The organism is Klebsiella quasivariicola (genome assembly GCF_002269255.1).
Lineage (GTDB): Bacteria > Pseudomonadota > Gammaproteobacteria > Enterobacterales > Enterobacteriaceae > Klebsiella > Klebsiella quasivariicola.
In genome coordinates this window covers 4,832,416-4,852,988 of the sequence record NZ_CP022823.1, presented here as the reverse complement: position 1 = coordinate 4,852,988, position 20,573 = coordinate 4,832,416, and the positions used below count along the sequence as shown (strand labels likewise).

Sequence of the window (20,573 nt, the reverse complement as noted above, 5' to 3'; positions counted from 1 at the left end):
ATTATTTTATTCTCCCTGCTGAAAACATACTTTCATTAATCTGTAGGGAGAAAGAGAATGAACACAGTACGCACTATCGTGGCTATCAGCGTTATTTTTGCAGCAAGTGTGGCGAATGCTGCGGAAATGACCCATCACAACGCGGCGTTGGCGCATGAGATGATGAACAACGGGCAGTCGCCGGCCCATCAGCAGATGGCGCAGGGGCATCTTGCGCAGGTGGGCGACAATCTTGCCTCCCCGCAACAGCCGCGTTCTTTTTCACAAATGAATGAACATGAACAGGCTGCGGTATTTCATGAATCGCTGAATAATGGCCAGGCGTTTGCCCATCAGGCGGAAGCAAAAGCGCATCGCCAACAAATTCCAGCTCTCTAATCAGTGGTGGAGGTGATGGGGGCGAGTTGTCTGGATAATGTCTGAGAGATAGCGGGCAGCGCCAGGTGGCTGCCCGCAGTATTGCCGTTCTCTTACTCTTCGAAGTACCAGTAGCCCTGATTAATCAGGCGCGTCAGTTCGCTAACGAACGCCGGATTCTGCAGGCCGCTGCCGAGCTCTTCCTGGCCTAACGAGGTATAGCGGCACAATGCATCCAGCGCCTCGGCATCAGTGGTATCCAGCTGTTCGCTATGCACGAAGAAGCTGTCGCCGATATGCAGAACGCGCAGGCCGCTCAGGCGGGAAAGCTTTTCGCCACCCAGAAGCGCATCGACCACTTCTTCTTCTTCATACGGTGGTTCCGCCGGCGCAATATCCAGCTCGTGACGCGGGGTGGTGACGAAACTGCCGAACCACTGTTTAAAGTCTTCCGGCTGGCGAATCATGTCGATCATCATGGTGCGCAGACGTTCGAGCTCATACTCTTCAACCCGGCCCGGATGCTCGCGGCAGGTGAGGTCCGGATCGCTGTAGTGTTCGCCGCCAAGATCGTTCTCCAGCACATAGTCGGCGAAGCTGCTGATCAGGTCGCGGCCGTTTGGCCCGCGGAAGCCGACGGAGTAGTTCAGCGCCGTTTCGTGGGTCACGCCGTCGTGTGGGAATCCTGGTGGAATATAGAGGATGTCGCCCGGCTGCAGATCTTCATCAATGATCGGCGGGAACGGATCGACGTGCAGCAGTGCCGGATGCGGGCAGAACTGACGCATCGGCAGCTTATCGCCCACGCGCCAGCGACGGCTGCCCATGCCCTGAATAATAAAGACATCATACTGATCGATATGTGGGCCGACGCCGCCGCCCGGGACGGAGAAGGAGATCATCAGGTCGTCCAGGCGCCAGTCTGGCAGTACGCGGAACGGGCGCACCAGCTCGGCGGCGGGCATATGCCAGTGATTTACCGCCTGAGCCAGCAGGGACCAGCCGGTCTCGCCCAGCCCGTCGAAATGTTCAAAAGGCCCGTTGCTGGCCTGCCATTTGCCGTTTTTCAGGCTGACCAGCCGGCTGTCGACTTCCGGCTCCATGGCTAATCCGGCCAGCTCGTCCGGCGTAATCGGGTCGACGAAGTCCGGAAACGCGTTTTTTAATACCACCGGCTGCTTTTGCCAGTACTTCTCTAAAAACTCGGGCCAGTTAATGTTGAGTTGATAAGCCATCGATTATTACCAGTAAGAAGAAACGGGCCTGATTATAGAAATGGGGGCCGGGTGGGCGCTTTGTCGTGGGTCAAGAGTGGTGCTTAATTCACCATCGGCGCGATAATGGCGTTGGGTAAGAGAGAAAAATCACATTTTTGTCAAAAACCGATCCTGGCGTAAACTGCGCTGCAGGCCGCATGAACACTGGGATGGTGGCTTTAATGGTAAGAGGATGAATAAGCGAAAAGTTCAAATAGTGAGCGGTCGATAAGATTTTTCTATTTTAACGCTTGCTACTTCCGGCGAACTCCCTATAATGCGCTCCCACTGACACGGCGGATGTGAATCACTTCACACAAACAGCCGGTTCGGTTGAAGAGAAAAATCCTGAAATTCAGGGTTGACTCTGAAAGAGGAAAGCGTAATATACGCCACCTCGCGACAGAGCGCTAAAGCGCGTCGCAACTGCTCTTTAACAATTTATCAGACAATCTGTGTGGGCACTCAAAGTGACATGGATTCTTAACGTCCTCGGACGAAAAATGAATACCAAGTCTCTGAGTGAACATACGTAATTCATTACGAAGTTTAATTCACGAGCATCAAACTTAAATTGAAGAGTTTGATCATGGCTCAGATTGAACGCTGGCGGCAGGCCTAACACATGCAAGTCGAGCGGTAGCACAGAGAGCTTGCTCTCGGGTGACGAGCGGCGGACGGGTGAGTAATGTCTGGGAAACTGCCTGATGGAGGGGGATAACTACTGGAAACGGTAGCTAATACCGCATAACGTCGCAAGACCAAAGTGGGGGACCTTCGGGCCTCATGCCATCAGATGTGCCCAGATGGGATTAGCTAGTAGGTGGGGTAACGGCTCACCTAGGCGACGATCCCTAGCTGGTCTGAGAGGATGACCAGCCACACTGGAACTGAGACACGGTCCAGACTCCTACGGGAGGCAGCAGTGGGGAATATTGCACAATGGGCGCAAGCCTGATGCAGCCATGCCGCGTGTGTGAAGAAGGCCTTCGGGTTGTAAAGCACTTTCAGCGGGGAGGAAGGCGTTAAGGTTAATAACCTTGGCGATTGACGTTACCCGCAGAAGAAGCACCGGCTAACTCCGTGCCAGCAGCCGCGGTAATACGGAGGGTGCAAGCGTTAATCGGAATTACTGGGCGTAAAGCGCACGCAGGCGGTCTGTCAAGTCGGATGTGAAATCCCCGGGCTCAACCTGGGAACTGCATTCGAAACTGGCAGGCTAGAGTCTTGTAGAGGGGGGTAGAATTCCAGGTGTAGCGGTGAAATGCGTAGAGATCTGGAGGAATACCGGTGGCGAAGGCGGCCCCCTGGACAAAGACTGACGCTCAGGTGCGAAAGCGTGGGGAGCAAACAGGATTAGATACCCTGGTAGTCCACGCCGTAAACGATGTCGATTTGGAGGTTGTGCCCTTGAGGCGTGGCTTCCGGAGCTAACGCGTTAAATCGACCGCCTGGGGAGTACGGCCGCAAGGTTAAAACTCAAATGAATTGACGGGGGCCCGCACAAGCGGTGGAGCATGTGGTTTAATTCGATGCAACGCGAAGAACCTTACCTGGTCTTGACATCCACAGAACTTTCCAGAGATGGATTGGTGCCTTCGGGAACTGTGAGACAGGTGCTGCATGGCTGTCGTCAGCTCGTGTTGTGAAATGTTGGGTTAAGTCCCGCAACGAGCGCAACCCTTATCCTTTGTTGCCAGCGGTTAGGCCGGGAACTCAAAGGAGACTGCCAGTGATAAACTGGAGGAAGGTGGGGATGACGTCAAGTCATCATGGCCCTTACGACCAGGGCTACACACGTGCTACAATGGCATATACAAAGAGAAGCGACCTCGCGAGAGCAAGCGGACCTCATAAAGTATGTCGTAGTCCGGATTGGAGTCTGCAACTCGACTCCATGAAGTCGGAATCGCTAGTAATCGTAGATCAGAATGCTACGGTGAATACGTTCCCGGGCCTTGTACACACCGCCCGTCACACCATGGGAGTGGGTTGCAAAAGAAGTAGGTAGCTTAACCTTCGGGAGGGCGCTTACCACTTTGTGATTCATGACTGGGGTGAAGTCGTAACAAGGTAACCGTAGGGGAACCTGCGGTTGGATCACCTCCTTACCTTAAAGAACCTGCCTTTGTAGTGCTCACACAGATTGTCTGATGAAAGTAGAGAAGCAAGGCGTCTTGCGATTGAGACTTCAGTGTCCCCTTCGTCTAGAGGCCCAGGACACCGCCCTTTCACGGCGGTAACAGGGGTTCGAATCCCCTAGGGGACGCCACTTGCTGGTTCGTGAGTGAAAGACGCGTGCCGACATATCTCAAAACTCATCTTCGGGTGACGTTTGAGATATTTGCTCTTTAAAAATCTGGATCAAGCTGAAAATTGAAACGACACACTGTTTAAGTGTGTTCGAGTCTCTCAAATTTTCGCAATCAGAAGTGAAACATCTTCGGGTTGTGAGGTTAAGCGACTAAGCGTACACGGTGGATGCCCTGGCAGTCAGAGGCGATGAAGGACGTGCTAATCTGCGAAAAGCGTCGGTAAGGTGATATGAACCGTTACAGCCGGCGATGTCCGAATGGGGAAACCCAGTGTGATTCGTCACACTATCGTTAACTGAATACATAGGTTAACGAGGCGAACCGGGGGAACTGAAACATCTAAGTACCCCGAGGAAAAGAAATCAACCGAGATTCCCCCAGTAGCGGCGAGCGAACGGGGAGCAGCCCAGAGTCTGAATCAGCTTGTGTGTTAGTGGAACGGTCTGGAAAGTCCGACGGTACAGGGTGATAGTCCCGTACACCAAAATGCACAGGCTGTGAACTCGAAGAGTAGGGCGGGACACGTGGTATCCTGTCTGAATATGGGGGGACCATCCTCCAAGGCTAAATACTCCTGACTGACCGATAGTGAACCAGTACCGTGAGGGAAAGGCGAAAAGAACCCCGGCGAGGGGAGTGAAAAAGAACCTGAAACCGTGTACGTACAAGCAGTGGGAGCACCTTCGGGTGTGACTGCGTACCTTTTGTATAATGGGTCAGCGACTTATATTCTGTAGCAAGGTTAACCGTATAGGGGAGCCGCAGGGAAACCGAGTCTTAACTGGGCGTTAAGTTGCAGGGTATAGACCCGAAACCCGGTGATCTAGCCATGGGCAGGTTGAAGGTTGGGTAACACTAACTGGAGGACCGAACCGACTAATGTTGAAAAATTAGCGGATGACTTGTGGCTGGGGGTGAAAGGCCAATCAAACCGGGAGATAGCTGGTTCTCCCCGAAAGCTATTTAGGTAGCGCCTCGTGAACTCATCTTCGGGGGTAGAGCACTGTTTCGGCTAGGGGGTCATCCCGACTTACCAACCCGATGCAAACTACGAATACCGAAGAATGTTATCACGGGAGACACACGGCGGGTGCTAACGTCCGTCGTGAAGAGGGAAACAACCCAGACCGCCAGCTAAGGTCCCAAAGTCATGGTTAAGTGGGAAACGATGTGGGAAGGCCCAGACAGCCAGGATGTTGGCTTAGAAGCAGCCATCATTTAAAGAAAGCGTAATAGCTCACTGGTCGAGTCGGCCTGCGCGGAAGATGTAACGGGGCTAAACCATGCACCGAAGCTGCGGCAGCGACACTATGTGTTGTTGGGTAGGGGAGCGTTCTGTAAGCCTGTGAAGGTGGCCTGTGAGGGCTGCTGGAGGTATCAGAAGTGCGAATGCTGACATAAGTAACGATAAAGCGGGTGAAAAGCCCGCTCGCCGGAAGACCAAGGGTTCCTGTCCAACGTTAATCGGGGCAGGGTGAGTCGACCCCTAAGGCGAGGCCGAAAGGCGTAGTCGATGGGAAACAGGTTAATATTCCTGTACTTGGTGTTACTGCGAAGGGGGGACGGAGAAGGCTATGTCATCCGGGCGACGGTTGTCCCGGTTTAAGCATGTAGGCTGGTTATCCAGGCAAATCCGGATAATCAAGGCTGAGGTGTGATGACGAGGTACCACGGTACTGAAGTGACAGATGCCCTGCTTCCAGGAAAAGCCTCTAAGCATCAGGTAACATCAAATCGTACCCCAAACCGACACAGGTGGTCAGGTAGAGAATACCAAGGCGCTTGAGAGAACTCGGGTGAAGGAACTAGGCAAAATGGTGCCGTAACTTCGGGAGAAGGCACGCTGGTGTGTAGGTGAAGTCCCTGCGGACGGAGCTGAGACCAGTCGAAGATACCAGCTGGCTGCAACTGTTTATTAAAAACACAGCACTGTGCAAACACGAAAGTGGACGTATACGGTGTGACGCCTGCCCGGTGCCGGAAGGTTAATTGATGGGGTTATCCGTAAGGAGAAGCTCTTGATCGAAGCCCCGGTAAACGGCGGCCGTAACTATAACGGTCCTAAGGTAGCGAAATTCCTTGTCGGGTAAGTTCCGACCTGCACGAATGGCGTAATGATGGCCAGGCTGTCTCCACCCGAGACTCAGTGAAATTGAACTCGCTGTGAAGATGCAGTGTACCCGCGGCAAGACGGAAAGACCCCGTGAACCTTTACTATAGCTTGACACTGAACATTGAGCCTTGATGTGTAGGATAGGTGGGAGGCTTTGAAGCGTGGACGCCAGTCTGCGTGGAGCCAACCTTGAAATACCACCCTTTAATGTTTGATGTTCTAACGTTGGCCCCTTATCGGGGTTGCGGACAGTGTCTGGTGGGTAGTTTGACTGGGGCGGTCTCCTCCCAAAGCGTAACGGAGGAGCACGAAGGTTAGCTAATCCTGGTCGGACATCAGGAGGTTAGTGCAATGGCATAAGCTAGCTTGACTGCGAGCGTGACGGCGCGAGCAGGTGCGAAAGCAGGTCATAGTGATCCGGTGGTTCTGAATGGAAGGGCCATCGCTCAACGGATAAAAGGTACTCCGGGGATAACAGGCTGATACCGCCCAAGAGTTCATATCGACGGCGGTGTTTGGCACCTCGATGTCGGCTCATCACATCCTGGGGCTGAAGTAGGTCCCAAGGGTATGGCTGTTCGCCATTTAAAGTGGTACGCGAGCTGGGTTTAGAACGTCGTGAGACAGTTCGGTCCCTATCTGCCGTGGGCGCTGGAGAATTGAGGGGGGCTGCTCCTAGTACGAGAGGACCGGAGTGGACGCATCACTGGTGTTCGGGTTGTCATGCCAATGGCACTGCCCGGTAGCTAAATGCGGAAGAGATAAGTGCTGAAAGCATCTAAGCACGAAACTTGCCCCGAGATGAGTTCTCCCTGAGACTATAAGTCTCCTGAAGGAACGTTGAAGACGACGACGTTGATAGGCCGGGTGTGTAAGCGCAGCGATGCGTTGAGCTAACCGGTACTAATGAACCGTGAGGCTTAACCTTACAACGCCGAAGATGTTTTGGCGGATTGAGAGAATTTTCAGCTTAGATTCAGAGTTGAGTACGCAATAATTTGCGCAGCAGCAAGGCGGCAAGCGAAGGAAAGGAAGGAGCATACTGAAGTATGTGACTGACTTTACGAGCGAAGGCAACGCGGCTGATGCGATAAAGAATGGCGTACTGAGCACAAAGAATTTGCCTGGCGGCACTAGCGCGGTGGTCCCACCTGACCCCATGCCGAACTCAGAAGTGAAACGCCGTAGCGCCGATGGTAGTGTGGGGTCTCCCCATGTGAGAGTAGGGAACTGCCAGGCATCAAATAAAGCAGAAAGCTCAGTCGGAAGACTGAGCTTTTTGTTTTGTCTGTTGTCTGTCGGTGAGCGCTCTCCTGAGGAGGACAAATCCGCCGGGAGCGGATTTGAACGTTGCGCAGCAACGGCCCGGAGGGTGGCGGGCAGGACGCCCGCCATAAACTGCCAGGCATCAAACAAGTGAAGAGCCCATCCTGACGGATGGGCTTTTTGCGTTTGTGTCGTCCGGGAAACCGTGCCGGTATGTGTCCCCGGTGGCGCGGCGCTTACCGGGGCTACGGATCCTTAGCCGCTTTCTGATCGCGAAGTCATCAATGCAGCAGATTGCCGAGGTCAATAATGCTATCCGGGCGGGTTGTTTCAGATATCTGCAGCACCGATAGTGTCAATAAACAGCCTTAACAGCGCTGCGGAAAGAATAGCTATCTTATTGCTTCGCAAAATAACGTGACTAATACACATGGGTGGTGACCGGGTGGTGAATTTATCTAATGATACGAGTCGAAAAAATAATTATTAGCAGCTACGATTAAATTTCTATTTCTATTTCTATTTTCGCGCTATTATTTTGTTTTTCTGCAAAATAGTGGTGCAGCTTTCCCCGCCAGTAAAATAACGCGTTAGGTAACGTGAAAAATTACGCCTGCGCTGTATACTTCTCTCCCCATTTATTGCGACGATCGGTAAACATTCAGCCTATTTTTTGTCTTAATGAGCTATATCATTAACACTTTGTTAACTTGATCTGGTTTATAAGTCGGAAAATTTGTTATACAAAGAGGGACGATTGCCTGTATGGATGCTGCCCGAAATACCTTGCGAGACATATGCAGGTCATCGGCTGGCAATATGAGAATAGAAATGAAAATCCTGCTTAACTGGTCGCCATTGCGCCGGGTCTTTACTTACATCCAGGAGCGCTTTACCTTTTTGGTGCTGCTCTGCTGGCCAGCGATTATCTGGCTGTTCTGCCGGGTTGGCGTGTGGCTCACTGATAACCTGTATGATCTGTTGGGGAAATCACCCGCACACTCCTTCACCGTCTACCTGCAGCCTTTTATGACCCCCGGCACGCTGCTGCGCATCTCCATCAGCTGGGTGGTGTTGCTGTTCATTCTCTTCAGTATGGCGATGGCCTTCACCTGGGGTTTACGTCGCTTTATGAATCGTCACAAATAGCGCTTCGGGGGCCGCCGCTGATCGACGGCCCCGCGCAGACCTTTACGCCATCTCACCAATAGTCTTACGAAAACGCAGCAGTGCGATAGTAAAGAACACTCCGCCGATAGCCAGCAAGGTTAAGAACTGCGGCCAGACGATGGCGAAGCTGGCGCCGCGGTACAAAATCGCCTGCGCCAGGCTGACGAAGTGGGTGGTTGGCATGGTCAACATAATATCCTGTACCAGCTGCGGCATACTTTCCCGCGGCGTGGAACCGCCGGAGAGCATCTGTAGTGGCAGCAGCACCAGAATCATTAACAACCCCAGCTGCGGCATTGAGCGGGCGAGGGTACCCATAAAAATGCCAATGGAGGTGGTGGCGAACAGGCTGAGCGCCACTCCCAGCATAAACAGGGGGATCGAGCCTTCGATAGGTACCTGCAAAATCCCCTGCACCATCAGCACCAGCGACAGCCCGGACACCACCAGCACCACCAGCCCCATCGACCAGATCTTGGCCATCATGATTTCAAACGGCGTGACCGGCATTACCAACAGGTGCTCTATAGTGCCATGCTCCCGCTCGCGGATCAGCGCCGAACCGGTGAGAACAATGGCGAGCATGGTGATGTTGTTGATGATCGCCATCACTGCGCCAAAGCGCTCCTGTTCAAGGTTAGGGTTAAAGCGCATCCTTACCGCCAGCTCTACCGGTAGCACGCTGTTATCCCGATAGCGGGCGACAAAACTGTTCACTTCACCGGTGATAATATTCTGGATATAGCCGTTGCCGGTAAAGGCCTGGCTCATGCGCGTGGCGTCGACGTTAACCTGCACTTCCGGCTGGCGGCCAGCCAGCACATCGCGCTGGAAGTTAGGTGGAATATTGATGGCAAAGGTGTAGCGCCCGGCATCCAGCCCGGCGTCCATCTCATCGGCGCTGATCAACTCTGGTTCGAGAAACCAGGGACGATAGAAAGCGTTAATGATGCGTGAAGAGAGCTGCGATTTATCCATATCAGCAACCGCGATCGGCGCCAGGTGCAGCGAACCAGGCATCACCGTGGCCGAAGAGTATACCGATACGGTAAACGCAAACACGATCAGCGCCAGCATCGCTTTATCACCGAGCAGGCTGCGCAGCTCTTTGACGCCGAGGTTATAAATATTGCGTAATCCGCGCATCATCCCTCCTGCTTCTTCAGCAACAACACGCTCAACCCGAGCACCAGCGGCACTGCAATCAATAACGGGATAAAGGAAACCCACAAATCGCTGAGGTTAAGCGCTTTAGAGAAAGTGCCGCGGGCGATAGTCAGGAAGTGGCTGGTTGGGTAGATTTGCCCAATCCAGCGCCCGGGGCCTTCCAGTGACGCTACCGGATCGATCATCCCGGAGAACTGGGTTGCCGGGATCAGCGTAATAATCGCGGTACCGAAGATGGCGGCGATTTGGCTCTTCATAAAGGTTGAGATCAGCAACCCCAGACCGGTGGCGATGGTGACATACAGCAGCGCCGCCAGGGTCAGCGTCAGGAAGCTGCCCTTATGCGATACGCCAAAGACAAAGACCGACAGCGCGCACAGCAGAAAGAAGTTAAACATCCCCAGTACGATGTAAGGCACCTGCTTGCCGAGCAGAAATTCGCTGCGGGTGGTCGGCGTTACGTACAGGTTGATGATTGACCCGAGCTCTTTTTCACGCACTACGCTCAGCGCGCTGAGCATCGCCGGGATCATCATCAACAGCAGGGGGATAACCGCCGGAACGATGGCCGGCAGGCTCTTCACATCCGGGTTATAGCGATAGCGGGTTTCGATGGAGATGAGCGAGGTATCCCGCTGCGGGCTGCTCTGCCGGCCGGCCATCTCCTGCAGCCAGGCCAGATGCATCGCCTGCACGTAGCCGCGCACAGTTTCCGCGCGGTTTGGCATTGCGCCGTCCACCCACACGCCGATTTGCACCGGCGTGCCGCGGGCGATATCGCGACCAAAGTTCGGCGGGATCTCTATCGCCACCGCCAGCTCACCGTCGCGCATTCGTCGGTCGAGTTCATCATAGCTGTGCAGCGGCGCCTGTTCGATAAAGTAGCGTGAGCCAGCGAGATTCTGCGACCAGCCCTGGCTGCTGAGAGTTTGATCGCGGTCGAGGACGGCAAAGCGCAGATCCTCGACGTCCATGCTGATCCCATAGCCCATGATAAACATCAGGATCACCGTTCCCAGCAGCGCCAGCGTCGATCGCACCGGATCGCGGCGCAGCTCCAGCGCCTCACGGCGGCTGTAGCTAAACAGGCGCTGCAGACTGAAGGCCTGGCGTGGCGTCGTGCCTTCGGGATGAGATACGGCGGCAGGTGCGGGTTCCTCAGGCACCGCGGCAGTCGGCTGAGCCTCTTTGAGCCAGGCGATAAACGCCTCTTCCAGACTGGCGGCACCGCGCTGCTCGACCAGCGCCTGCGGTGTATCGCTGGCCAGCACCTTGCCGGCGTGCATCAGCGAGATGCGATCGCAGCGTTCCGCCTCATTCATAAAGTGGGTGGAGATAAATATAGTGACGCGATCCTGTCGCGCGAGGTCGACCATCAGCTGCCAGAACATATCGCGCGCCACCGGATCGACACCAGAGGTCGGCTCATCGAGGATTAGCATCTCCGGGCGATGGATGACCGCTACCGCTAACGACAGGCGCTGACGGATCCCCAGCGGTAGATCGGCGGGAAGCGCGTCTTCAACGTCGGTCAGCATAAAGCGCTCGCTCATTTCCGCCACCCGGCCGGGGATGTCGCCGTCCGGAATATGGAACAGGCGGGCGTGCAGTTCGAGGTTTTGCCGCACGCTCAGTTCGCTGTAAAGCGAGAAGGCCTGCGACATATAGCCCACCCGCTGGCGGGTGGCGATATCCTTCGGGTCGACCGGCTGGCCGAACAGCCAGGCTTCCCCTTCGCTGGCGGGCAACAGGCCGGTGAGCATCTTCATGGTGGTGGATTTGCCGCAGCCGTTAGAGCCGAGGAAGCCAAAGATTTCGCCGTGGGCGATGCGGAAATTAACGTGGTCGACGGCAACAAAGTTGCCGAAGCGCATGGTCAGGCCCCGGGCTTCGATGGCGATCTCTTCTTCGCGGCTGTCGCGCGGCGGGATGACTACAGCCTTATGCGCCTGGCGCTGCGCTTCCGGCAGCAGGGCGATAAACGCCTGCTCCAGGGTCTGGCTGCCGGTCTGGGCTTTGAGCTCCTCGGCGCTACCGGTTGCCAGCACCTCGCCGGCATTCATCGCCACCAGCCAGTCGAAGCGCTCGGCCTCTTCCATGTAGGCGGTGGCCACCAGCACGCTCATCTCCGGCTGGCGCTGACGAATATTGTCGATAAGCTCCCAGAACTGCGCCCGGGAGAGCGGGTCGACGCCGGTGGTGGGTTCATCGAGGATTAGCAACTGCGGGTCGTGGATCAGCGCGCAGCACAGGCCGAGCTTTTGCTTCATCCCACCGGAGAGCTTACCCGCCGGGCGATCGCGAAACGGCGCCAGCCCGGTACTCTGCAGCAGCTCGTTGATACGCAGGTCGCGCTCGGCTTTATCGTGGCCGAACAGGCGGGCGAAGAAGTCGACATTTTCATACACCGAGAGGGTGTGATAGAGGTTTTTCCCCAGCCCCTGCGGCATCCACGCGATTTTCGGGCACACCTCGCGGCGGTGATGCACATCGCGCATATCGCCGCCAAGCACCATCACGTTCCCCTGCTCGATGGCCCGCGCCCCGGCGATCAGCGAGAGCAGGCTCGATTTGCCGACGCCGTCCGGGCCAATCAGGCCAACCATACGCCGTGCCGGGATCACCAGACTGATATCGCGCAGTGCGATGGTGGCGCCAAACTGCTGACCAACGTGTTCCAGCAGGGCGACGGGGGGCGAGGTATCCTGCGGCGTCAGTTTCATTGCGGCAACCTCACCGCCAGGGCTTCAGGCCAGGGTTGTTGTTTATCCAGCCGTACGTAAGCCATACCGGGCAGGCCGGTTTTGACATACTCCAGGTGCTGCGCTAGCAGCTCCGGTGGGATACGCGCTTTGACGCGGAACATTAGCTTAAGGCGCTCGTCGCTGGTTTCTACCGTTTTCGGGGTGAACTGGGCGACGCTGGCGACAAAGCTGATATTGGCCGGGATCACCAGATCCGGCGCGGCATCAAGGATCAAGCGCGCTTCGCTGCCGATTGCCAGCAGACCTGCCTGTTCGGTGGGCAGAAAGAAGGTCATATAGACATCGGCGAGATCGACCATGTTCAGTACCCGACCACCGGCGGCCAGTACTTCGCCTGGCTCAGCGACACGATACTGAATGCGGCCATCGCGGGGGGCTTTCAGCTCGCTATCGTCAATATCGGCGAGGAACCGCCGTTCGGTCGCCTGGGCGGCTTCGACGCGGGTTTGCGCCTGAATAATGCTGGTGCGAGCGGCTTCGATGGCGGCGCGGGCGGCGGAGACCTGGGCTTTCGCCGATTCCAGCGCCGCGCGGGCGCTCTCTGCGGCCGCACGGTCGTCATCCAGCTGCTGGGCGGAGACGGCGCCGCGCTGGGAGAGTGTGTTTGAGCGGACATGGCGTTTCGCCGTGGAGTCCAGCTCCGCCTGACGTTGCTTCACTACCGCTTCGCTGGCACGCATTTCACTTTGTCGCTGATCGAGCAAAGCTCTGGCGGCTAAGACCGCGCTTTCCGCCTCCTTGATTTGTGCGGCGGCTTCCAGACGCTGCTCGTTCAGTACGCGAGTATCCATCCTTGCGAGGACTTCTCCCCGACGCACGAACTGGCCCTCTTTGACCAGAATCGTGTCGATACGCCCGGCGATTTTACTGGCAATATCGACTTCGGTGGCTTCGATTCGACCGTTGCTGCTGGCAAAACCCGCCGGAAGTCCCGGCGGGCGCAGCAGCCACCATGCGGCGGCGGCGAGCACCACCAGTAAGCCGACAAAATACCCTGCCCAACGTTTCTTTATTTTGTCCATACGCGACTCGCTTGATTCCCTGTGCTGAGTGATACGCGTGTCTCCTCCGGCGGGCGGAGCGTCCTTCTTGCGAAGGACGAAAAAGTGGAGGGAGGGCCGCTGACGCCGCGCTCTGCCGCGCCGATGCGCAGCCGAACGCTGGGCTACTTATGTGGTCATCATCAGCGATCCTGGCCTTAATGAAACACGCATAGTGAGAGCTACCGTTAACGCGATAGTAACAGCCGGGGTAATATTGTCCATACGAAAGGCGGGGTCTTGTCGGTGTGTTAACAAAAATACCCACACAGAGGATATTTCATCATCTCAGAACAGCACCGGCAGCCCCAGCCCGCGCTTCACCTCATGCAGCGTCTGCTGCGTGAGGTGGTGGGCGCGCTCGCTGCCCTGACGCAATAGTTCCAGCAGCATCCCTTTATCCTGAATAAAGGTGGCCCTGCGTTCGCGGATCGGCGCCAGTAGCGCCTGCAAGCAGGTCTCCAGCTCATTCTTACACTGTCGATCGCCCAGCCCGCCGCGCTGATAGTGGGCTTTCATCTCTGCCACCCGCGCTTTATCGTTATGGAAAGCATCAAGGTATGTGAACACCACGTTGCCCTCGACATGACCCGGATCGCTGACTCTCAGGTGCGTCGGGTCGGTATACATCGCGCTGACCGCGCGGTGGATCTCCTCTTCACTGGCCGACAAGGTCAGCGTATTGCCCAGCGATTTCGACATTTTGGCGTTACCGTCGATGCCCGGCAGGCGACTCACTTCGCTGAGTAGCGCCTTGCAGTGGCGCAGCACCGGTTCGCCGGTCAGGCTATTCATTTTGTGGACGATCTCATTGGTCTGCTCAATCATCGGCAGCTGATCGTCGCCTACCGGTACCAACTCGGCTTTGAAGGCGGTGATATCGGCGGCCTGGCTAATTGGATAGGCGAGAAAACCCACCGGCAGCGAGCGGGCGAATCCTTTCTGGGCAATCTCATTTTTGACCGTCGGGTTACGCTCCACGCGGGCGACGGTGACGATGTTCATATACAGCGCGCTGAGCTCCGCCAGCGCCGGCAGGGCGGACTGCAGGCAGATCGTCGTTAGCCCGGGGTCGATGCCGACCGCCAGATAATCGGCCATGACTTCGAGGATATGGTGGCTGATTTTTTGCGGGTTGCTGCCGTTGTCCGTTAGCCCTTGCAGGTCGGCGATCAGGATAAACTGCTGGTGGTTATGCTGCAGCGCGACGCGCTGACGTAGCGAGCCAACGTAGTGGCCCAGATGCAGCTGGCCGGTCGGGCGGTCACCGGTGAGAATGGTTTGCGGATGGTTCATCAGAGACTCCTTATCAGACTGTTCAGCCGAAAGACGTCCTGAAAACACCAAAGCCGCCTTCCGGCGGCTTTAAAATGGAAACGTGTATCGTGCCGCCTGTTATGCAGGCAGCCACCAACGGCGGGGACTGGTTACGATCGCGTTTCTGTTCATAGGGATTATCCTGCCACGGAAGGGGCTGGAGGCGCAATCAAAAATCACATACTTTTCCTGATGTTATTTATGGGATTGTTTTTCGGTAAATAACGAAGCGGGAAAAATATATTTTCTCTGCGACCCGATCATTATTCTGGAACAACAAACTATGTTGCATGTTTTTTGTGAAAAAGCTCACGTCACAGGATTATAGTATTATTATCCATATTTATAGCTGGATATTACCTGTCTGCTGTTACAGCTTGTGTTTATTCTCTTCTAAATTATTAACATTATTACAATTTATATCTCTTTTTCCGCTTTGCGTCATACCCCTGTCTGACTACAACGTATTGAGGCTAATTATTATGCATAAACGTCTGGTCGTTAATATTTTTTCATCCTTGCTGTTGGGGGCTGCGCTTATTTCCGCGCCGGTATATGCGGCGGAAAAAACCGTAGTCAATATTTCAAAAGTGGACGGCATGCCGTGGTTCAACCGGATGGGAGAAGGGGTTGTCCAGGCCGGGAAAGAGTTTAACCTCAACGCCTCCCAGGTTGGGCCGTCCAGCACCGATGCGCCGCAGCAGGTAAAAATTATTGAGGACCTGATTGCACGTAAAGTGGATGCCATCACTATCGTGCCTAACGATGCCAACGTGCTGGAGCCGGTATTCAAAAAAGCCCGTGACGCCGGCATCGTGGTGCTGACCAACGAATCGCCCGGGCAGCCGAGCGCCAACTGGGATGTGGAGATCATCGATAACGAGAAGTTCGCCGCTGAATACGTGGAGCATATGGCCAAGCGGATGGGTGGCAAAGGCGGCTACGTTATCTATGTCGGTAGCCTTACGGTACCGCAGCACAACCTGTGGGCTGACCTGCTGGTGAAATACCAAAAAGAACATTACCCGGACATGCATGAAGTCACCCGCCGAATGCCGGTGGCGGAAAGTGTCGATGATTCCCGCCGTACCACGCTCGATCTAATGAAAACTTACCCGGATCTGAAAGCGGTGGTCTCCTTTGGTTCGAATGGCCCGATTGGCGCGGGGCGCGCGGTGAAAGAGAAGCGTGCGAAAAACAAAGTTGCGGTCTACGGGATGATGATCCCCTCGCAGGCGGCCTCTCTCATTAAGAGCGGCGATATTACCGAAGGGATCACCTACGATCCGGCGACAGCCGGCTATGCCCTCGCGGCCGTCGCCAGCACCCTGCTGAACGGCAAAACTATTGAGCCGGGCTTCGAACTGAAAGAACTCGGTAAAGCGGAGGTCGATAGCGACAAGCATATTATCCGCTTCCATAAAGTGCTGCTGGTGAATAAAGACAATATTGATTCGCTCTACTAATCCATCTTCCGGGGCGCCTGGCGCCCCGGTTTAACCTGCCAGGGGATGCTATGGAACCTTTCCTTTCCCTTCGTCACGTCAGCAAAACCTTCCACGCCAACCGCGCGCTCAATGATATCAGCCTCGACTTTATGCCCGGGGAAGTGCACTGCCTGGCCGGGCAGAACGGTTGTGGGAAGTCGACGTTGATCAAAATTATCTCCGGCGTCTATCGCCCGGATGAGGGCGCGGCGATAACGCTGGGCGGCAAGACGTGGCCCAGGCTGACGCCGGCGGCTTCAGTCGCCCATGGGATCCAGGTGATTTATCAGGATCTGTCGCTGTTTCCCAATCTCAGCGTGTGGGAGAACATTGCTATTAACCACTATCATCGCGGCGTGCTGGTGAGGCGTAGCGAACTGCGGCGCAGTGCGGAGCAGGCGATGCGCAGTATTAACGTCTCGCTGCCGCTGGATGCCGCCGTGGAGTCGCTCTCCATTGCCCGCTGCCAGCTGGTGGCGATTTGTCGTGCACTGGCGCAGGATGCCCGGCTTATCATTATGGATGAACCCACGGCCTCATTGACGCATCAGGAAGTGGAAGGGCTACTGCATGTGGTACGCCAGCTGCGCGAGAGGGGGATCTGCGTCGTCTTCGTGAGCCACCGTCTGGAAGAGGTCATGGCCGTATCGGACCGCATCAGCGTGCTGAAGGATGGCGATCTGGTTGGTACCTTGCCGGCGGCTGAGGTGACCACCCGTCGGCTCGGTTTTCTGATGACGGGCCAGGAGTTTGACTATCAGGTGCGCGACCTGTGGCAGGGGAAGGGCAGCACGCCGGTGCTGGAGGTGCGCAATCTCAGCCGCAAGGGGGAATATCATAACGTCTCCCTGAAGGTCGAAGCCGGAGAAGTGGTGTCGATAGTCGGCCTGCTGGGCGCCGGGCGAACAGAGCTGTGCCTGAGCCTTTTCGGCATGACCCGGCCCGACAGCGGCGAGATCCTGGTTAACGGCCAACCGGTGCGGTTGCGCAGCAACCAGGACGCTATTCGTCACGGCATTGGCTATGTCTCTGAAGACCGTATGTCACGTGGCCTGGTGATGACTCAGTCGATTGAAAATAACATCATCAGCACCGTGTTCCATAAAGTGAAAGGCGCTTGTGGGCTATTGAGTGACAGTAAAGCTCAGCAACTGGTCGCGAGAATGGTCAACGCGTTGACCATTAAAGCGCCGGATACGCATCTGCCGGTAAATACCCTCTCCGGCGGCAATGCCCAGCGCGTCTCTATCGCCAAATGGCTGGCGATCTCTCCTAAACTGCTGATCCTCGATAGCCCAACGGTAGGAGTGGATATCGCAAACAAAGCCGGGATCTATCATATCATCAGCGATCTGGCGGCCCATGGCATCGCTGTGCTGATGATTTGCGACGAGATCGAAGAGGCGTGGTACCAGAGTCATCGCATCCTGGTGATGAAGCAGGGCGAGCTAACCCATAGCTTCCTGCCGGACAGCAGCAGCCAACAGCAGATAGCGGAGGTGGTTAATGGCTAATCTGTTGAAACAACATGAATTCTGGTTAGGCATGTTTATTATTGCGCTGTGCCTGCTGCTGGGCTGGCGCAGTGAGGAGTTTTTCACTTTCGGCAATCTTTACGACCTCGCCAATAACTACGCGATGCTGACCATTCTCGCCTGTGGCCTGTTCGTGGTGCTGATCGCCGGCGGGATTGATATCTCCTTCCCGGCCATGACCATCATCGCCCAGTACGGCATGGTGGTGATGCTGCAAAAAGTGGGCGGCAATTTCGCGGTGGCTTTTGTGCTTGCCGGCGGCATCGGCGTGCTGCTGGGGCTGGTGAACGCGCTGTTGGTTAATCGTCTGCGGGTCCCCTCGATCATTATCACCATTTCTACGCTCAACATTTTCTACGGTTTGCTGCTGTGGTTAAGCAAAGGTGTCTGGCTCTACGATTTCCCTCCGTGGTTTGAAAAGGGGGTCATGCTATTCAAATACACCGATGCCGATGGTTACGACTACGGTCTGGGGCTGCCGCTGCTGACGATGATCGCGGTGGTGCTGTTGACCGCGTTTATCATGAATTTCACCACCGTTGGCCGCAAGATCTACGCCATGGGGGGGAACCGGGAATCTGCCAGCCGCGTCGGCTTCAGCGTGCTCCGCCTGCAGCTGTTCGTATATGGCTATATGGGGCTGATGTCAGGTGCCGCGGGTGTTGTGCAGGCGTGGACGGTGATGACCGTCGCGCCGGATTCACTGCTGGGCTATGAGCTGACGGTGCTGGCGGCGGTGGTGTTGGGCGGCACCAGCCTGATTGGCGGGCGCGGAACCCTCACCGGTACGCTGCTGGGGGTGATTTTACTGGCGGTGATGCAGAACGGCCTGAATCTGCTAGGGGTTTCCTCCTACTGGCAGACCCTGATCACCGGGGCGATCATCGTCGTCAGCATCAGCGTAACGGCATGGAGCCAGCATCAGAACCGGAGCTTGTTATGAAAAAATCGTGGCGCAACAACGTTGAGTTTTACCTGATCGGCCTGCTGATGCTGACGGTAATCGCCTTTAGCATCGCCATGCCAAATATCTTCTGGTCTGTCAGCAATTTCCAGTCGATTGCCTCGCAAATGCCGGTGCTGGGGATCCTGGCGCTGGCAATGGCCATGACCATGCTTTGCGGCGGCATTAATTTGTCAATTATCGCGACGGCCAACGCCTGTTCGCTGGTGATGGCCTGGGTGGCGACGAGCTATCCGCCGGGGGGCGCCACCGCGCTGGCGACGCTGCTGGCCGGCGGAGGGGCGGCGATGATCATTGGTCTGTGCAACGGGATACTGATTGCCGGGATCCGCGTTTCGCCGATCCTGGCTACCCTTGGCATGATGACCCTGCTCAAGGGGATCAATATTCTGATCACCGGCGGCAGCGCTATCGCTAACTATCCGCAGTGGGTGCTGTGGCTGAATCACGCTCAGTGGTTCGGTATTCCGCTGCCAATGTGGCTTTTTGCGGCGGTGGCGGTTGGGCTGTGGGTGCTGCTGGAGAAGAGCCCGCTGGGTCGGGCGATCATGTTGATCGGATCCAACGAGCGGGCGACCCATTATTCCGGGATCAATACCCGACGGGTGTTAATTTGGGTCTATGTCATCTCGGCCCTGCTCTGCGCGGTGGCGGCGTTTCTGATGATGTCGAAGCTGAATTCAGCCAAAGCGTCTTATGGAGAATCGTATTTGCTGGTGTCGATCCTCGCGGCGGTGCTCGGTGGCGTGAATCCGGATGGCGGTAGCGGGCGCATCGTCGGGATGGTGCTCGCGCTGTTCCTGCTGCAGATCATCGAGAGTGGGTTCAATATCCTCGGCATCAGCCCCTATCTGACGATGGCGCTGTGGGGCGCGCTGCTGCTGTGCTTTATCCAGGCGCGAGGCATGCTGGGCCTGGAGAGAGCCGGGTAAATGACCCGTCCTCGGGGGCGAAGACGGGGTAGTCAGCTATTCGCTACGCAAATGCACCGCCAGGCCGCTTTGCCCCGGCGCCAGCTCCGGGCGCAGCGTCAGCGACGGGATCAGATAATCGCCATGATTCTGCCGGCGGAATGGAATGGGCTCGGTTTGCCACAGCCTGTCCAGCCGCTCGGCCAGGGCGGCGCATTGGTCGGCGAACTGCGTGGCGTCGGTTTTGTCCGTTCGGTAGAACACCAGCGGCGGGAGCACCTCGAAGCCGGGATAGAACAGCATGCCGTGCTGAATGGGGAACAGGATGTCGTCGATGGGGCCGTTGATCCCACGCGGTGAATAGTGTTCCGCCCAGCCGCCGGCGGTGACGATCAGCATCGCCCGTTTGCCGACGAAGGTGCCTTCCCCGTAGCGATCGCCCCAGTGGCGGTCGCTGTGCTCGCCGACGCCATAGGCAAAGCCCCAGGCGTACACCCGGTCAATCCAGCCCTTCATGATGGCGGGCATCGAGAACCACCACAGCGGAAACTGGAAAATCACCGTATCGGCCCACAGCAGCTTCGCCTGCTCGGCAGCGATATCCGCACTTTGGGTTCCTTGTTCAAAGGCCTGTTTTGAATCGAGGGTCGGACGCCAGAACTCGCCGACCGGTGGGGCGCCGCTGTCGTCGGCGTCATATCCGGCCTTCCAGCGCATGGCGTAGAGATCGGAGACCTGCACTTCATGGCCGGCCTGCTGCAGATGGCGGACGGCAAAATTTTTCAGCGCGCCATTGAGCGAGCGCGGTTCCGGATGGGCGTAAATCAGCAGTACTTTCATAACATCACCTCTGGCGTATGGAGAGCTGCAGAGTAAGTACGCTGGCGCTATAGTAGAAATGAATTACTTA

12 protein-coding genes, 1 tRNA gene and 3 rRNA genes are annotated in these 20,573 nt (G+C 56.2%); 10 read left to right on the top strand and 6 right to left on the bottom strand.

The genetic code is table 11. The features are described 5' to 3' along the window. Window positions 1-57: 57 nt before the first annotated feature. Window positions 58-378 (top strand): copper-binding protein, encoded by a 321-nt coding sequence (locus B8P98_RS24445; protein WP_095033501.1) that lies wholly within the window; start codon window positions 58-60, stop codon window positions 376-378. Between the two features lie 92 nt (window positions 379-470). Here the strand turns inward: B8P98_RS24445 and B8P98_RS24440 are convergent, their stop codons facing one another. Next, on the bottom strand, window positions 471-1,592 hold the full coding sequence (locus B8P98_RS24440) for a ribosomal protein uL16 3-hydroxylase (RefSeq protein WP_025714128.1): 1,122 nt from the start codon (window positions 1,590-1,592) through the stop codon (window positions 471-473). 592 nt (window positions 1,593-2,184) lie between these two features. Here B8P98_RS24440 and B8P98_RS24435 point away from each other — a divergent pair. From B8P98_RS24435 to B8P98_RS24415, 5 genes are all read left to right on the top strand, one after another. Then, window positions 2,185-3,724 (top strand): 16S ribosomal RNA (locus B8P98_RS24435). An 85-nt stretch (window positions 3,725-3,809) separates the two neighbouring features. Then, a tRNA-Glu gene (locus B8P98_RS24430) sits at window positions 3,810-3,885 on the top strand. A 182-nt stretch (window positions 3,886-4,067) separates the two neighbouring features. Then, window positions 4,068-6,969 (top strand): 23S ribosomal RNA (locus B8P98_RS24425). 195 nt (window positions 6,970-7,164) lie between these two features. Beyond that, window positions 7,165-7,280: ribosomal RNA gene (gene rrf, locus B8P98_RS24420) — 5S ribosomal RNA — on the top strand. The 16S, 23S and 5S rRNA genes sit together here with 1 tRNA gene alongside, the layout of an rRNA operon. An 858-nt stretch (window positions 7,281-8,138) precedes the next feature. Further along, window positions 8,139-8,456, top strand: a complete 318-nt coding sequence (locus tag B8P98_RS24415) for a hypothetical protein (RefSeq protein ID WP_095033500.1) — start codon at window positions 8,139-8,141, stop codon at window positions 8,454-8,456. A 42-nt stretch (window positions 8,457-8,498) separates the two neighbouring features. On the opposite strand, the gene B8P98_RS24410 is transcribed toward B8P98_RS24415, so the two are convergent. The 4 genes from B8P98_RS24410 to trpS form a co-directional block, all read right to left on the bottom strand. After that, window positions 8,499-9,623, bottom strand: a complete 1,125-nt coding sequence (locus B8P98_RS24410; protein ID WP_025713148.1) for an ABC transporter permease — start codon at window positions 9,621-9,623, stop codon at window positions 8,499-8,501. After that, window positions 9,623-12,367, bottom strand: a complete 2,745-nt coding sequence (gene rbbA, locus B8P98_RS24405) for a ribosome-associated ATPase/putative transporter RbbA (protein ID WP_095033499.1) — start codon at window positions 12,365-12,367, stop codon at window positions 9,623-9,625. The genes B8P98_RS24410 and rbbA overlap by 1 nt, the downstream gene beginning before the upstream one ends. Next, window positions 12,364-13,431 (bottom strand): HlyD family secretion protein, encoded by a 1,068-nt coding sequence (locus B8P98_RS24400; protein ID WP_095033498.1) that lies wholly within the window; start codon window positions 13,429-13,431, stop codon window positions 12,364-12,366. Before B8P98_RS24400 ends, rbbA begins: the two co-directional genes overlap by 4 nt. A 306-nt stretch (window positions 13,432-13,737) precedes the next feature. Then, window positions 13,738-14,745, bottom strand: coding sequence for a tryptophan--tRNA ligase (gene trpS / locus B8P98_RS24395; RefSeq protein ID WP_095033497.1), 1,008 nt, complete (start codon window positions 14,743-14,745; stop codon window positions 13,738-13,740). A gap of 503 nt (window positions 14,746-15,248) precedes the next feature. Between trpS and B8P98_RS24390 the strand changes: the two genes are divergently transcribed. Genes B8P98_RS24390 through B8P98_RS24375 form a run of 4 tightly spaced genes read left to right on the top strand, consistent with a single transcriptional unit; the run spans window position 15,249 to window position 19,684 of the window. Then, window positions 15,249-16,232, top strand: coding sequence for an autoinducer 2 ABC transporter substrate-binding protein (locus tag B8P98_RS24390; RefSeq protein ID WP_002887349.1), 984 nt, complete (start codon window positions 15,249-15,251; stop codon window positions 16,230-16,232). 50 nt (window positions 16,233-16,282) lie between these two features. Beyond that, complete coding sequence (locus B8P98_RS24385) at window positions 16,283-17,767, top strand: sugar ABC transporter ATP-binding protein (protein ID WP_142762403.1); 1,485 nt, start codon at window positions 16,283-16,285, stop codon at window positions 17,765-17,767. Further along, the gene (locus B8P98_RS24380) at window positions 17,760-18,731 is read left to right on the top strand and encodes an ABC transporter permease (RefSeq protein ID WP_095033495.1); all 972 of its coding nucleotides are present in this window, start codon (window positions 17,760-17,762) and stop codon (window positions 18,729-18,731) included. The genes B8P98_RS24385 and B8P98_RS24380 overlap by 8 nt, the downstream gene beginning before the upstream one ends. Further along, on the top strand, window positions 18,728-19,684 hold the full coding sequence (locus tag B8P98_RS24375) for an ABC transporter permease (protein ID WP_095033494.1): 957 nt from the start codon (window positions 18,728-18,730) through the stop codon (window positions 19,682-19,684). Before B8P98_RS24380 ends, B8P98_RS24375 begins: the two co-directional genes overlap by 4 nt. Window positions 19,685-19,720: 36 nt before the next feature. Here B8P98_RS24375 and B8P98_RS24370 read toward each other — a convergent pair whose 3' ends face one another. Next, complete coding sequence (locus tag B8P98_RS24370) at window positions 19,721-20,503, bottom strand: NAD(P)H-dependent oxidoreductase (protein WP_095033493.1); 783 nt, start codon at window positions 20,501-20,503, stop codon at window positions 19,721-19,723. Window positions 20,504-20,573: the final 70 nt, after the last annotated feature.